This window comes from Paenibacillus sp. GCM10027629 (genome assembly GCF_042676425.1).
In the GTDB taxonomy this organism is placed as follows: domain Bacteria; phylum Bacillota; class Bacilli; order Paenibacillales; family Paenibacillaceae; genus Paenibacillus_K; species Paenibacillus_K terrigena.
Window position 1 is genome coordinate 725,452 of the sequence record NZ_JBHTGZ010000003.1, and the last position, 16,441, is coordinate 741,892.

Annotated in this window: 9 protein-coding genes; 8 read left to right on the top strand and 1 reads right to left on the bottom strand. The window is 45.9% G+C overall.

What is annotated here, in order from left to right:
• Positions 1–2: 2 nt before the first annotated feature.
• Complete coding sequence (locus tag ACFQZR_RS03885) at positions 3–2,597, top strand: glycoside hydrolase family 38 N-terminal domain-containing protein (protein ID WP_379343027.1); 2,595 nt, start codon at positions 3–5, stop codon at positions 2,595–2,597.
• A gap of 103 nt (positions 2,598–2,700) precedes the next feature.
• Here the strand turns inward: ACFQZR_RS03885 and ACFQZR_RS03890 are convergent, their stop codons facing one another.
• Positions 2,701–4,311, bottom strand: a complete 1,611-nt coding sequence (locus tag ACFQZR_RS03890; RefSeq protein ID WP_379343029.1) for a type 2 periplasmic-binding domain-containing protein — start codon at positions 4,309–4,311, stop codon at positions 2,701–2,703.
• Between the two features lie 153 nt (positions 4,312–4,464).
• Here ACFQZR_RS03890 and ACFQZR_RS03895 point away from each other — a divergent pair, with 153 nt between their 5' ends.
• From ACFQZR_RS03895 to ACFQZR_RS03925, 7 genes are all read left to right on the top strand, one after another.
• Positions 4,465–6,270 carry a cache domain-containing sensor histidine kinase gene (locus ACFQZR_RS03895; RefSeq protein WP_379343031.1) on the top strand — a complete coding sequence of 602 codons (1,806 nt, stop codon included), beginning with the start codon at positions 4,465–4,467 and terminating at the stop codon, positions 6,268–6,270.
• Positions 6,257–7,693: a response regulator transcription factor gene (locus tag ACFQZR_RS03900; protein ID WP_379343033.1), complete on the top strand. Its 1,437-nt coding sequence runs from the start codon at positions 6,257–6,259 to the stop codon at positions 7,691–7,693. Before ACFQZR_RS03895 ends, ACFQZR_RS03900 begins: the two co-directional genes overlap by 14 nt.
• Before the next feature lie 243 nt (positions 7,694–7,936).
• Positions 7,937–9,286: an ABC transporter substrate-binding protein gene (locus ACFQZR_RS03905; protein ID WP_379343035.1), complete on the top strand. Its 1,350-nt coding sequence runs from the start codon at positions 7,937–7,939 to the stop codon at positions 9,284–9,286.
• Between the two features lie 283 nt (positions 9,287–9,569).
• Positions 9,570–12,467 carry an extracellular solute-binding protein gene (locus tag ACFQZR_RS03910; protein WP_379343037.1) on the top strand — a complete coding sequence of 966 codons (2,898 nt, stop codon included), beginning with the start codon at positions 9,570–9,572 and terminating at the stop codon, positions 12,465–12,467.
• Between the two features lie 120 nt (positions 12,468–12,587).
• Positions 12,588–13,466 carry a carbohydrate ABC transporter permease gene (locus ACFQZR_RS03915; protein ID WP_379343802.1) on the top strand — a complete coding sequence of 293 codons (879 nt, stop codon included), beginning with the start codon at positions 12,588–12,590 and terminating at the stop codon, positions 13,464–13,466.
• Positions 13,467–13,471: 5 nt separating this feature from the next.
• Entirely contained in the window at positions 13,472–14,344 is an 873-nt protein-coding gene (locus ACFQZR_RS03920) for a carbohydrate ABC transporter permease (protein WP_379343039.1), read from the top strand.
• Positions 14,345–14,370: 26 nt separating this feature from the next.
• Positions 14,371–16,431 carry a YIP1 family protein gene (locus ACFQZR_RS03925; protein ID WP_379343041.1) on the top strand — a complete coding sequence of 687 codons (2,061 nt, stop codon included), beginning with the start codon at positions 14,371–14,373 and terminating at the stop codon, positions 16,429–16,431.
• Positions 16,432–16,441 lie beyond the last annotated feature (10 nt).

The window sequence follows — 16,441 nt, forward strand, 5'->3', positions numbered from 1 at the left end:
TGATGTCTCGAATTAAAGAAGTGCTTGTGCTCCATCATAGTCACTTGGATGTCGGTTACACACATCCTCAGCCTGTCTTACTAGAAATGCAAAAGAAATATATCGATCAAGCGATACATATGTGCGAATTAACCGAGGATTGGGCGGAGGAAAATAAATTCCGATGGACCTGCGAATCTAGTTATCCTGTTATACGCTGGTTAGAAACTGCGAATGAGGAGCAGATTGAAAAATTTGGCCGTTACTTGCGGGGCGGTCAAATGAGCATCTCAGCTTCGTTCATGCATACTACACCTCTTGTAACAGCTGAGCAGCTCGCCAAGATGCTGTATCCTATTAAAACTTTACGTAACCAGTTCGGTATTGACATCAAAACAGCAATACATCATGACGTAAATGGCCAACCTTGGCCTTATAGCCAACTGTTGTTGGATGCCGGTGTAGAATTTTTTATTATGGGTATCAATATTCACTTCGGGGGAATTCCTCTGACTCGGCCAAGCGCATTTCATTGGCAAACACCGGATGCCAGAAAGCTGCTTACGTTTAATGGCGAGCATTATTCACTGTTTAGCCAAATCTGTAATGTAAATGCTAAGGATACGAACATTATGGCCGAGGGTCTCGCGAAGTATCTTGAGAAAATCGATTCAAATCCAGATTATCCGTTTGATTTTGTCTATTTGACGGCGACAAATCTACCGCTTTATGATAACAATCCTCCCGACCGCGAGCTTGCCGGATTAATCAAGCGTTGGAATGAGGAGAGCCGGGAACAGACAATTTCGTTCGTAACACCAGAGCAATTATATACAAGAGTCAAAAAGCATGAGGCTCAGTTAAGTGTTCACTCAGGTGATTGGACGGATTATTGGAACTTCGGTTCAGGCAGCTCGGCAAAAGAAACCAAGTTGAATCGCCACACCAAGCAGGGAATGAAAGCTGTAGACTTGTTAAACGCTTTTCAAAAGGAGAATGATCCGTCCTATATTCAAGTCGAGAAGCAAGCGTGGGAACAAATTCACTTATACGATGAGCATACATGGGGGGCTTTCAATTCTGTCACTGATCCTGACCATTTGGATGTGCGTATCCAGTGGATGCATAAAGCGCATTATGCATATTTGGCCAACAGCTTGACGAGTTATTTGTTAGGAGTTCAAATGGAGAAGTTGGCGAATAACCCGCTGCAATCGGAAGAACCCGAAGGGATAATGATACTGAATTCATCATCCGCAACAGTAATGCATGACATTCATATTCCTGCAAGCTTCACTACGCAAGGTAGACATCTCAGCGCAGATCGTATGCGTCAAGCACTTACGAATATTGAATTGAAGCATGAAGCGACGAGTTATGGGGTCATTGAACTCCCCCCTTTCAGCTGGCGGAAGATTCCGCTGCACACGCTGCAGGAAGCGGAGTGGTCCAAAGATATTACAATTACTGAAGGAAGTATAGAAACGCCTTTCCACAAATGTTCCTTCGATCCATCGACGGGCCGCATCACAAGCTTGTTCGACAAAATAACGAATTGGGAAGTGCTTGATCAGTCAAGTCCCTGGAGTTTGTTCCAATATGTGCAAGAAACGATCGACCCAACCTATCAATCGAATCACCGCAGTACTATTTTTCCAAGAGATGTGGAGAAAGGGAATAATAGCATTAGTGTTTGGAATCACGATTGGCAGGCCAGAAGGCAGTCTTATTCACGAATGAAATCATGTCGTGTGGAGCGTAACGCACATTCAGCTTCATTATTCGTATGTTGGGATGCGCCCGGTGTGGACGATCTGGAACAGAAGTTTACCTTTTTTAACTACCGTACAGATATTGAAATGAAGGTCTCTTATCATAAGCAGGACATTACTACACCGGAGGCAATATATTTCGCAATTCCTCTGAATGTGAAGGAATGGCGCTGTCATTACGATACGGCCGGACAATTCGTTGAACTTGATTCACAGCAGTTGCCGGGTGTTTGCAGAGACTATATCACAGTAGATAAAAGTGTTTCGGTCTACGATGATTTGCATGGAATCACCCTGGTTTGTCCCGATGCACCCCTAGTGCAGGTAGGAGGCTTTAATTTCGGAAAAGAGCAAAAAAGCATCGCTAGAAGTCCAAATCCTCTTCTTTTGGCATGGCCGATGAATAATTACTGGGACACTAATTTTCAGGCTCGTCAACCGGGTTATTCTTCGTTTACCTATTTACTGTCCAGCATTCAATCCTTTGAGCCCGAAGTAGTGATGCCAACGGCTGTTCAGGCTGTATCGCCAGTTTTCACAGTCCCGGTCGTTGCGTGTAAGGAAGAGGAGACTGGACAATTTATTCAGATCATCGGTAGCGGGATTCAGGCGTTTGATGTTATGCCATCTGGAGATGGATCAGGTATTGTTGTGCGTTTAAGCAATTGCACGACCAAGCAAGCTAGCGCTCAGCTCCAATTTCCGAATAGAATGATAAAAACTGCGTATAGGACGAATGCTTTGGAAGAAGTCCAATCTGAGATAACCGGCATTCAAAATAACACTTTGATGATAAGCCTCGAAGAGAAAGGTATGCTGCATCTTCATGTGGTTTTTGAAAGCTGAACCTTACAATTAACTACGCGAAAGTATGACAACCACCCCGGATCTCTCCTTGAGAGGTTCGCGGGGTGGTTTTTTTGTATTTACTTTCCTTTGCGGGATGTTCTCAAGAATCCGGGTGGAGTAGCTTATCATTCACTTCCTTGATCGCTTGTTGTAAGCCCATTTGATTGTATGTTTTGACGTTCTCTCGCCACAGCTTGATCGGATCGTCCTTACTAAGCACGACTTCCGTCAAATCCTCCAGCGGATTGATCGCAGCACTGATGATGTCCTTGTGAGGCGTAGAGAGCGAGATGATTGGATATTTGAAAGGGGTTGCCCGTGCATTGTTGAGCAGCCATCGCATTTCCTCCAGACAAGCGAGAATATTGCGTTCCCCATAATTGATTTTGTTCATTTCATCGAGACGGTAGGTTCGTTCCAATCCCCAGGAAGCGAGGGAATGCAGGGTGTTCGTTGATGGATACAGCTTCTGAATGCTGACTGGTTGTCCTGATGCTTCGCGAGGGCGTGTAATGACGATCTGATCGCTGCTTTCCACGTAATCTTTGCCCTCAATGCCGTACTGCATTAATTTTTTTCCTTCGGGTGAGAGGAGGTAGTCATAGAGCTGTAAGATGCGATCCATCTTCTCATCACTCATTTTTGCGCTGAAGTAACTTTCAGTCCAGTAGGTTGGTGCGACATAGAAATATCGATTTCCGTCCTCCGCGGGCCACAAATGCAAGATTTTCACCGCATCATAGAAATCTTGGTTCGGATGATATTTGTTCCACAGCGCAACCACCTTGCTCATGCTCTCCGGCGTCCCCTTATACGCGAATGCGCCAGCCTTCCCTTGCGCAAATTTGATCAACGCATCATCTTCCTTCATGAGGAAGAAATTCGGGTCCAGCCCGCCGCTCTCGTACAATTGACGGAACTGCGATGCAACCTGCTCCATTTTCTGCGAGGCATAGTAAGGGATCCATTGGTTGTCTTCCTGCACCCATTGATTGGCTGCAAATTGCGGGAATGTCGGACTGAACACCCAAGAGAGATAGTTAATGCTTGCTGCTGTCAGACCGACGGTATCTTGCAGACCATTGCCATCAGGATCATCTTTGGTGAACGATTCGAGTAGAGTGGAGAACTCTTCGAAATTTCGTGGGTCGATGCGATGCAATTGATCCATCCAGTCTTTGCGGACAAATACGACACGTTCCATCATCCATAGATCGTTGGTCGGATAAGCAATGCGCGGCAGCATATACGATTTCTTCTCTCGACGGAGTGCGAGCGTATCGGGGATTTGTGCAACTTTATAGACATTTGGGTATTTGGATAAGTCGCTCGGCAGCGGCCGAATAAGATTTTGTTTGATCCAGTCTGCGTAAATGCCAGGTGAATTGATGACGAGGGAGTGGGCGAATAAGTCGGGGAATTGACCTAGAGCGGCCCATATCTTGAATTTCTCCTCATAGTCTGTCTGACTCACTTGAATGGGTTTGAAGGTAATATTGAAGTCGTGTTCGAGCTTCTGCAGCACGGCATCCTTCTTCTCGAAATCCCTGCCAATGTCCCAGAAGGAGATAGAAATGGTGAGGTGGTTGCCGATATCAGACGTTGGTTCTGGCGATGCCGCCTCGTCGACGTCTGTCTTCTCGCATCCGGCGGCTGTCATGATGAATAGGGTTGTGAATAGTAGTATGACGTAAGCTTTGATACGGACCATTCCATCACTCCCTGCATACATTCTATTAAAAAAATAGTAATGGAAAAGTTTGCTAGAGTAAAGAGTTTCGATAAGCAAATGGCAATATTTATGATAAGATATCCATAATTGATGCTACCATTCGCATTCGTGTAACGCTTGGGGGGACAAGCAGTGGTTTTTTATCGTAAACTATCGATTCGCTCGCAGCTGCTGTTCATCGCACTACTGATTACAGCTGTGTTGTTATTCATTATTATGATGACGTACGTTCAAATGTCTAGCATTATCAGCAATTATAACGAACAGTACACGAAAGATATGAGCGCGCAGATCAAGGAGACGGTGCAAGCGAACAGGGATGTCATTGATCGTCTAATGACCAATATTGCGTACAACCAAGATGTGCAGAATTTTCTAATTGAACAGAATAACGTGCAAGTGTATGGATATTCCAAGCGTATAAATAGTCTGCTCATTAACACGACCACGTTGAAGGAAGGCATTCTGGATATTGTGATTCACGGCGAGAATGGGCGTTGGTACGACCTATTCGGGGGGGGAAGATGGACGGCACCTTTTACTGATAAAATTTCTCCGCAGGATTCGATTCATTATTACGGATTGCAGCATTTTGAAGGTGCCTATCAGGTGGAGAACAGCCTGCTCGTCGGGATGAAGATCAAGTCCTTCCAATCGGGGGATCGATTTACATCAGTGATCGGAACCCTATTCTTCGTGATTGATCCGAAAGCATTAATCGTCGCCTCTAGTTCGATCTCGAAGCAATATGCGATGCAATCGTATTTGGTAGATCGGGATAATAAAATCTTCTCAAGTAGTAATGATCCAGAGGAGGTCGGCAGTGTACTTAATGCGATGATTACGAGTGATGCCCCGTCTGGGAAACCGAGGAATGTGGAATTGAACGGGACCAGATATATCGTGCAAACGGAAGATTTGCCGGAAATCAACAGCGCAATCATCAGCATTATGCCCGAAGATGAGCTTCTGCGCGATATTTCCAAAGTACGCAAGTTAGAACTGATCATTTGTATCATTGGTGCCATTATGATGTTCATCTTGTTCAGGTTGATCATCAGTAATATTCTGCACCCACTCAAGAAGCTCATGGCTTTCATTAATAACATCAAACGCGGGGATCTGGATACATTGAAAAATCGCGTTCATCTGCAGGGTTACGCCGAAATAACGGTGATGTCGAACGGGCTTAACAATATGCTGGATGAGGTGGATACGTTAACGCGGCAGCTCCTGGAGACGAATGCGATGCTCTATGAAGCGGAGCTGGAGAAGAAGAAATCCGAGTTATTGTTCTTACGCAGTCAGATCAATCCGCATTTCCTATATAACACGCTCGAAATGGTCAAAGGGATGGCCGCTGTCAATGGTGCCCATGAAATTCGAGAAATCGCCAAAGCACTGGGGCAGATTTTCAGATACAGCATTAAAGGGGGAGACACGGTGTCCCTCAAGACAGAGATGGGGATCGTCGAGTCGTACATTCAAATCCAACAAATTCGATTTGGTGATCGATTCCAGGTACACTATGCGATCGAAGAAGACACATTGATGTGTCAAATTCCAAAGATGATTCTCCAGCCGCTGGTCGAGAATGCCGTATTTCATGGTCTAGAATTGAAGGAAGATCAAGGGATGTTGACGGTTAGAAGTGTCATGAACGAACGGCAGGAATTAGTCATTACCGTTGAAGATAATGGGCTCGGCATTGCGCCCGGGCGGCTGCGTCAGGTTCAGAATGCGCTGAATCAATATGAGAATACGGAGCGTGATCCGGAAGAACCCCAGATTTCCAGTATAGGTCTTGCCAATGTCAATAATCGTATTAAGCTGACTTATGGCCATCCATATGGGTTGTCGATCCATAGCACGTATGGGGAAGGAACACAGATTCAATTGCTGATGCCAACGAGGGGGAGAGAACATGGACAGATATAGCGTGTTCATCGTCGATGACGAGAGCTGGGTCGTTGAGAGTCTGAAGGTAAGCGTGGATTGGAAAAAGTACGGCTTCGAGGTGGTCGGAGAGGCCTATAACGGGCTGGAGGCGCTGCAACTCATGCGGGATCTGAAGCCGGATGTCGTCTTTACCGATATTCGGATGCCGGGGATGAGCGGGCTTGAATTAATCAAGAAGGGATCTGAGCTCCCCGTCCTTCCTAAGTTTGTCGTTGTGAGTGGTTACGCGGAATTTGCTTATGCGCAACGGGCATTGAATTATGGCGCGACAGCGTATTGCCTCAAGCCCTATGATGATGAGGAAATTTCAGGTTTATTGAAGCGATTGAAGAAAACGCTGGATATGGAGCGGGATCGGACGGAGACACATCTCATTCAGCTGCTTGCGGAGAAGCCGGGAGGAAGTCCGGACATGATCCGGCAGGCATTCGAGCATCGGGGACTGCACATGGATGAACAGCAAGGCGGTGGGCTGATGGTGTGCACCTTAGAGGGGGAGGACGATCCATTCCTATCGAAGGATGCGATTCGGATCAACATCGGCAAATCCAAAATGCTGTACGTGATGACCTACGATCAACTGGAGCACATCGTGCAAGAGCTTGCGGTGCATTGGCCGACAGAGGTGAGAGGTATCGGCATCAGCGGAAGAATCGATCACTATTCTAAGATTGCCGAGGAACTCGAACATGCCAATCTGCTCACGAACCAATATTTTATTACAGGTACGCCAGGGATATATGCCTGGAGCAACGCTTCACGGGGACCGCTGAAGGAAGCGATTAAGCGAATCGGGCAAGCGATCGCGAACCAGGATTTCAATGCGCTGAATCAGCTCTATGATGAAGTGAAGGGATTGTTCCTGCAAGAAGGTTATACGATCAAGGATGCGCTGCGTCTGTACAATGTGACGTTATCCTTCCTCTATATCCTTGATGAGGATGAGCAGGAGCGAATGGTGATGAGCTATGAGCAATTGATCGATACCTTCGAGCATGTTACGGATATGATCTCCAGCCTGAAGTCGCTATCCATCAAGTTGATCCGCAGGCAACCGGAATACGAGACGATCGAGACGACCAACGAGACCTTCCTATCGATCTTGCATGATGTGCATGAGAATTTCCGCAGTCCGATTACGATCCAGAGCTTGACACAGAAATATTACATTAACCCGAATTACTTGAGTCAATTGTTCAAAAAAGAAGTGGGCGAGACGTTCACCTCCTATATGACGCGGCTTCGAATAACGAGCGCATGCGGGTTGCTGGAGAATACGAATTTGAGGATCACTGAAATTGCCGAGAAGGTGGGTTACCAGGATTATTTTTATTTCACGCGCATGTTCAAAAAGATTACAGGCCACACGCCTACGCAATTCCGTGAACAAATGGTCAGGTAGGGATATATACCCGATCTTGCCATCCATTCGGTATGTACAAATCTTAGCATTCCTATGGATGAATATTAGATGTTGTGACAGGGAGACAGGCATTCCCTGTTTTTTCATGTCTTCCTATGTATAAAAACAACGAGATTGTGTGAATACACGATGTACGGAAATTAATCTATAGTTAATACAAGTAAATTGTAAGCGATTACAAGTTGTCGAGGTTTTGTAAATCTAGTACGAGGGGGAAATGAATTGAAAAAGTTTAAAGCATGGTCCATGATCCTCATCCTGTCGATGATCATCACCATCGTCGGATGTTCAGGCGCGAACAAAGCAACGGAACAGACGCAAGATACGACGAAGCCAGCGGATACGGCTGCGACGACGGACACGACGACAACGACAACGACAACAGAACCGAAAAAAGAAGATACTCCTACCGAACCTGCTATGGGTGCGGATGGAAAAATCGATTTCAAAGGAGAGTCAATTCGTATCGGTCAATGGTGGGGAATGGAGAACTATCTGTCGGAAGAAGAAAAGGAACGTCAGAAGAAGGCAGAAGAAAAATTCAACGTGAAGATCGAATACGTAACTGTTGGGCTCGATCAAATTGTTCCTAGACTTATCACTTCGACTGTTGCTGGCCAACCGTTCGCTGACGTGATCATGATTCCGCTGGTCGATGCGCTTCCGAAGCTCGCGGTCGATGGTTACATCCGTCCGATCGACGACCTCGTGGACTTGAATGAGCCGATCTGGAACAAAGTAATGAAATCAAACGGTGTCTATGACGGCAAGCAGTATAGCTTTACAGATAAGGACAATAACGGAAACGGATTATTCTACAACAAGACGATGTTGCAAAAGTTAGGACTAGAGGATCCTTATGCTCTTCAGGAGAAAGGCGAATGGACTTGGGATAAATTCCTTGAGATGGCAAAGGCAGCGACGAAGGATGACAAGTTTGGTGTTACGGACAATCAACTCGACTTGGCGATTGCCTTTATTTATGCGAATGGCGGATCGGTTACGACTGCCGATAATCAAATCGGATTCGACAGCCCGAATTCGATGGAAGCGATTCAATTTGTATCCGACCTGTTCAATGTCCACAAAGTGGCTGGAGGCAACTTTGCTAAGGGAACCGCTTTGTTCTATCCTGGCTACCGCTGGAGTGCGTATGACTTTAACCCTAGCATGGCGGACGATTGGGGCTATGTATTCTTCCCGAAAGGACCTAAGGGTACAGACTACGTCGTTCCTTCTGAAATCAACCTCTGGCACCTGTCCAGCAGCGTGAAGAGTCCGAAAGCAGTTATGGCCGTATGGAAAGAATTGTACGAGATGGATGCTGAAAAGGGTTATGATGGTGTAATCAAGGGTGAAGAAGCTAACTTTAGAAACAAAGAATCGTTAGACACGTTAAGAAAGATGTTGGGCAACGTAACTGCGATTAAATATGGATCCTATATTGGATTTAGAGGTGTTTTTGACGAAGCGATCAAAAATATTATGTCCGGTAAAGCGACAGCAACAGCCGAATTGGCGAGAATCAAGCCAATGGCTCAAGCGGCGATCGATGTAACACTGAAAAAATAATCTCATAAGGATGTATAGTACATTTATATGAGATTGTTTGGAATTTTTTTAGCTGTTCTATCCGCCGCGAGGCGGATAGAACGCTTTCTTATGTACTAAAAAGACACTTCTAGTGAATACCGTTATGAACATGTCATAGGTTACGCTATAGTAGTTGCAAAAAAGTCGAACACGGAAACGCTGTCAATGGGCATTTGCTAAGGAAAATGTCCCCTTGATTAGGATGCCGCTGTTGACTTTAGCATATGCATTTCGTGATAGATGGCAGGAGGAGGGGGATGTTGTGACGCAGTATAAAAAAATCTTTATAGCGCTAGTACTTGTTGTAACCGTATTATGTGTTACTTTTGCGCAGCCTGTTCATTTTCTCAATAGTCCTATTGTAAGCGCTTCTAAGAATGGATCGTCTGCCCCAGAGCTTGCTAAGATCGAAATGGGTTCGACCAAAAAGGATGGATACGACAGATATATTGCTCAATATAGTAATGTGTCCCGACCGGCTAGCGAATTGTTAATCCAAGGCGGAGCGTTTGCTAAGGCGGAAGGGATGGATGCTCGTGCAGTCAGTGATTTTCCCGGAGCCAGCGGCAAGGCGGCAGAGACGGGAGAAACGGGTACAATAACATGGGAACTCGATATACCAGTGGATGGTTTGTATAATATCGCGATTCGATATTATCAAATGGAGGGCAAGCATTCGAGTATTGACCGGAAATTGTTAATTGATGGCAAGCTGCCATTTGCTGAGGCGAATAGTTTCACATTTAACAGGGTGTGGAAAAATAAAGGCGAGACCATTCGCGATGAGAAGGGGAACGACTCGTATACGCCGCAGATCGAAGATCCGATGTGGCAGGAAGCGTTTCTACAAAGCTCTGACGGAAGTCATGTAGATCCGTATTCGTTTTATTTTTCAAAGGGAAAACACTCCATATCACTCGTTTCCGATAAAGAACCGATGATGATTGATTATATAAAGCTGGGTCAAGTGGACAAAGTTTTAAATTATCAGGAAGTAGCGGCGCAATATAAGGAACAAGGCTACAAGGCGGCGGCGAGTGGCGTGTTCATCAAAGTTCAAGGCGAGGCTGCCTCGAGGAAGTCGAATTCTTCGCTTTATCCCGTGATGGACCGCAGCAGCGCGGCAACAGAACCATACGATATATCCAAAATCCGAATGAACACGATTGGATCTACCAACTGGTCCAAAGCGGGGCAATGGCTCGCTTGGGACATCGACGTACCCGAAGACGGATTGTATAAAATCGGCGTGAAGTTTAATCAAAATTTTGCACGCGGCATTACGTCGTATCGGAAGTTGACGATTGACGGCAAGGTGCCTTTTGAAGAGATGGAGACGGTCGCATTTGAATTTTCAAACGGATGGGATCTGAAGGAACTCGGAGATGGAGAAGAACCTTATCAGTTTTACTTGACGAAAGGCAAGCATGAGCTTCGGATGGAAGTATCACTAGGTGAAATGTCGGACTATGTACGAACGATAGAATCCAGCATTTTAGATCTGAATACGCTGTACCGTCGTATTGTCATGGTTACCGGCACGGTACCAGACACAAACCGCGATTATCAGCTTGAGTTGAAATTGCCGGAAATGGTTGGAACGATGACGAAACAGGCAACTGTGATTGAGACGATATCCAGTCTGCTCGCGCAAGCGACAGGAGGAAACAGCGACCGTACGGCGACGTTAGACCGGCTTGCTATTCAGCTTCGCGAAATGGCCAATAATCCCGGCACTGTGCCGAGCTTGATGGAATCGTTTAAAACCAATATCAGCTCGCTTGGCACTTGGATTTATCAAACCAATAATATGCCGCTGTCGATTGATTATATTGCCGTAGCCTCGCCGGAGGTGGAAATGCCAAGCGCTAGTGCGACTTTATGGCAATCTGTCGAACATCAAGTCGGTACGTTTTTCTTATCGTTCTTTACAGACTACAATCAGCTTGGTTCTTCGGCAAAAACTGACAAGAAGATCACGGTCTGGATCACGCTGGGGATGGATCAAGCGAAAATCTTAAAGCGAATGGTCGAAGAATCCTTTACGCCCGAGACAGGGATTGCCGTCGATTTTCAAGTTGTTAGCGAGGGTATATTGCTGCAAGCGATGCTTGCGGGACGCGGACCTGATGTCGCTTTCTCCGTTCCTAACGATAGACCAGTCAATTATGCCTTGCGCAGTGGTGTTGAAGATATATCCAAATACCCTGGTTTTGAAGAAGTGAAGAAAGAGTTTCACGAAAGCGCACTAGTGCCGTATGCCTTTAACGGCGGGTATTATGCGCTGCCTATGGAACAATCCTTTCCGGTTCTTTTCTACCGCAAAGATATATTGGATGAATTGAAGTTGAAGGTGCCTGAAACTTGGGATGATGTTTATGCGATTCTCCCTGAGCTCCAGAAGCAAAATCTGCTGTTCGGTTTTCCTGAATCATCCGCTACATCATTCTCTATGTTAGCAATGTTACTTTACCAGGATGATGGAGAGATATACAATGACGGCGGCAAGACGATCGCGCTGAATTCAGAGAAATCGATTAAATCCTTTATTCAGTGGACGGATCTATATACATCCTATCAGCTTCCTCTCACAATCGATTTTACGAACCGATTCCGCAGCGGAGAAATGCCAATCGGAATTGCCGATTATACGGTTTTTCAAACGATTAGCGTGACCGCCCCCGAATTGAGAGGACTGTGGGAATTTGCGCAGGTCCCAGGCAAGAAGTTGCCGGACGGCACTGTTCGCCACGACGCCCCAGGTGCGGGAACCGCCACCGTAATGCTGAAGGGAAGCGAGCATAAGTCCGATGCGTGGGATTTTATGAAATGGTGGGCAAGCACGGATGCTCAAGCTAGATTCGGTCTGGAGAACGAAGCGATTCTTGGCACAGCGGGTCGATTGGCAATGGGTAACCTAGATGCAATGGCCCAACTTCCATGGCAAATAAATGATTATAAAACGTTGATGGAGCAATGGAAATGGGTGAAGGGCATACCGGAAGTACCCGGCGGATATTTCGCCGCGCGTCATATCGATAATGCTTTCAAAAGCGTTGCCGTCTCACATGAGGATCCACGCGAGGCGATTGTCAAGTTTACCCGATTTATTAACGATGAAATTAAGAAAAAACGTAATGAGTTTGGTTTGCCAAACTAGACAAAGGGGGCGGAATCCATTTCTGATTCGATCAAATTAAACGCTGGTCTACCGGAAAAAAACCAGGTTGCTCCATCGCCGGTCCGTAACAAACGGACCGGTAAGCTGGCGGAACTCGTCATATCCTTGAAACAGCAAAAACAAGCGTACGTGCTGCTTACTCCATTTTTCATATTGTTTTTCGTATTTACTGTTTTGCCTGTCGCCATGGCCTTTGTACTTAGCTTCACGTATTACAACATATTGGAGCCGCCGAAGTGGATCGGATGGGATAATTATGCCAATCTATTCATCAAGGATGAAATATTTTTAATTGCGGTGAAGAATACCATCCTGTTTGCGGTTATTACCGGACCGTTAAGTTATATCGCTTGTTTGCTACTAGCCTGGCTAATCAACGAGCTGTCGCCGAAAGTTCGCGCTGTTGTCACGCTGCTCTTCTACGCACCCTCGCTTTCGGGCAATGCGTATTTGATTTGGAAAATTGCGTTTTCTGGAGACTCTTTTGGTTATATTAACGCCTTCTTGCTCAAATGGGGATTTATTCTTAAACCAGTTCAGTGGCTGACGGATCCCAAATACATGCTTGCTGTCTTGATGCTCGTGCAGCTATGGCTCAGTCTCGGTACGGCTTTCCTGGCGTTTATCGCTGGTCTGCAGAGCATGGATAGAACGTTGATTGAAGCCGGTGCAATCGACGGGATCAAGAATCGTTGGCAGGAGTTGTGGTTTATCACGTTGCCTTCCATGCGGCCGCAGCTCATGTTCGGTGCTGTTATGCAAATTACGGGATCGTTTGCCGTCGCCGATATTGCGACACAATTGGTCGGATTTCCGAGTCCGCAATATGCGGCGCATACGATTGTCAACCATTTGATCGACTACGGAACGCTCCGCTTTGAAATGGGATACGCTTGCGCGATTGCAACTGTACTGTTCATCATCATGCTTGGTGCAAATCAGCTCGTACAGAAGCTTCTCAAGAAAGTGGGTGACTAGATAAAATGAAGCTTGCCATACAATTGCGCAGACAGAAGAAAGTGAACCGTTCATTGCCTGTTGATATGATACTGATCATCATCCTGGCTGGCCTAGGGACATTTATGGCGATACCCTTCGTCTATATGATCGGCATGGCCCTCAAGCCGCTTGATGAGATGTTTCTGTTCCCGCCGACCATTCTCGTACGAAATCCGACGTTGAACAACTTTTTCGATTTGTTTAACATTTTTGCTAACTCATGGGTTCCGATTTCGCGATATATGTTCAATACGTTTTTTATTGCTTTTCTTGGTACTGGCGGTCACGTCATTCTTGCTTCGATGGCAGCCTATCCGCTAGCTAAATTAGACATTAAGGGAAAGAAAGTATTATTTACGATGGTTGTTTTATCGCTGATGTTTTCGCCGATTGTGACGTCGATTCCGAACTACTTGACGATTACTTGGCTAGGAATGCTCAACACGTACTGGAGCGTCATCATTCCAGCTTTCGCTTCATCGCTCGGACTGTTCCTGATGAAGCAATTTATGGAGCAAATTCCGGATGCGATTATCGAATCTGCGAAAATCGACGGAGCCAGCGATTATCGGATTTTTTGGAATATTGTTATGCCAACCGTCAAGCCGGCATGGCTCACACTCATTATTTTCTCGTTTAATGGATTATGGGGCGGCGGAATGTCTGGAACCTTTATTTACAGTGAACAGCTCAAGCCAATGGGCGCAGCATTCGCTACAATTCTAGCCGGCGGAATAGCTCGTACCGGAGCAATGTCCGTCGCAGCGCTTATTATGATGATCGTGCCGATCGGGGTATTTATTTTCAGCCAGAGCAATGTTATTGAGACGATGTCGACATCGGGAATGAAAGATTAAAGAATCCAAGGAAGGGGGGAGAGAGCTTGGCTATCAAAAAAGTCGCCGTATGGTTCCTCTTATTCGCGTTGCTTTCGATTGGCGTTGCGGTTCCGGCCTTTGCAATGCCCAATTACAGTTATAACTACTCATTCTGGATGGATGCGGAGCCGGCGCCGATTGCAAAATTGGAAGTAAAACAGTTTTATGGCTCGGACCTTGGAATTGGTGAATTTAACGATCCCCAGGACGTATTTGTAGATAAACAAAATTTCATTTATATCGCGGATACGGGCAATAACAGGATCGTCAGGTTCGACGAACACGGAGAGCAGGTTCGGGTATTTGATTCGTTCGATAACGGCGGCAAACAGGAGACATTCAACAAGCCTTATGGTATTCATGTAAGCGATTCAGGCGATTTGTTCGTGGCCGACACGCAGAACAACCGAATTGTGAGACTGACTCAAGAGGGTACGCTTGTTAGTATACTCGGCCTTCCTAAGTCAACTATTATTCCCGAAGATTTCAAATATCTCCCTCTTAAAGTTGCTGTTGACAAGACCGGCCGCATTTATGTAGTGGCGCAGGGCGCTTACGAGGGAATTATGGATTTGGATGAGCAAGGTAGCTTCAAAGGATATGTCGGTACAAACAAGATCTATCCCAACCCAGTCGATTTGTTATGGAAACGGTTGTTTTCCACCAAAGCGCAAGCTTCACAGATGGAGTTGTATCTTCCGATTGAATTCAGCAATATCGATCTGGACGAGAACGGATTCATCTATGCCGTTAATAAGGAATTTTTCTCCGAGGAGCCGATCAAGCGAATCAATCCGGGTGGAGCGGATATCCTGCGCCGCGTAGGAAATTTCAAACCCGCGGGCGACCTGCATGTCGTCAACTTCGATGACTCTTGGGCTTTCGTTGACGTGGTTTCCGAAGGAAACGGTATATACAGTGGACTTGATTCATCGCACAAGCGGATATTCACATACGACCGTGATGGGAATCTGCTGTACCAATTCGGCGGCACCGGCAAACAGGCTGATGAATTTCAGAAGCCGACAGCCATCGCCATGCTCGGCGATCGCATGCTTGTGCTGGACGGCGGGATCAATCGTCTGATCCTATTCGAACCAACACGATACGGGGCAGCGATCAAGGAGGCTGCTGTAGCGATGTCCAACGGTAGGTCGGATGAAGCGACCGCAGCCTGGAAAGAAGCGCTCAAGCTCAACGGCAACTTCGAAATCGCCTATGTCGGCATGGGTAAAGCCATGATGAAAGAGGGCAATTACGAGCAGGCGCTTGATTATTTCAAAGAGGGGAACAACAGGAAGTACTACTCCCAAGCGTTCAAAGAATATCGTTCATACTATTTATGGAACCATTTCGGCACGATCATGATTGTTCTGATCTTGTCGATCGCCGTTGTTGTAACGGGGAACATCATTTGGAAGAAACGCAAACAAGCTGTTCATTATACGGAAGTAGGTATATATAAAGCGCCATTCCATACGCTTCTCCATCCATTCAAAGGTTTCTGGGAATTGAAATACGAGAACAAAGGCCGTATGAAAATTGCCCTGTTCATCCTGCTGATGCTCTTTATTACGATGATATTAAAGAAGAAATACGCCGGATTTATCGTAAATGAAAACTATCCTCTCGCGTTTAACAGTATTGACGAGCTGAAGACCATCATATTGCCGTTCCTGTTGTTCTGTGTCGCCAACTGGTCGCTTACGACACTAATGGACGGGGAAGGAAAGTTCAAAGAAATTATTATGGCAACGGGATATGCCCTTCTGCCGCTAGTCATTATCTTTTTACCGCAGATTTTGTTCAGCAATGTGATAACTTCCGAAGAAAAAGCATTTTATTACTTGCTTGACTCGATCGCATACTTGTGGTTTTTATACCTCTTGTTTGTCGGAATAATGACAGTGCATCAATATTCGGCTGGCAAAACGATCCTGACTTTATTCCTGACCGCTGTTGCCATGATGGTCATCATCTTTATTGCACTGTTATTCTTCAACTTGCTTTCGCAGATGTATTTATTCATCGAGTCCTTGTATAGAGAAATCTTAGTCAGGTTTTAGGGGGGAGGCT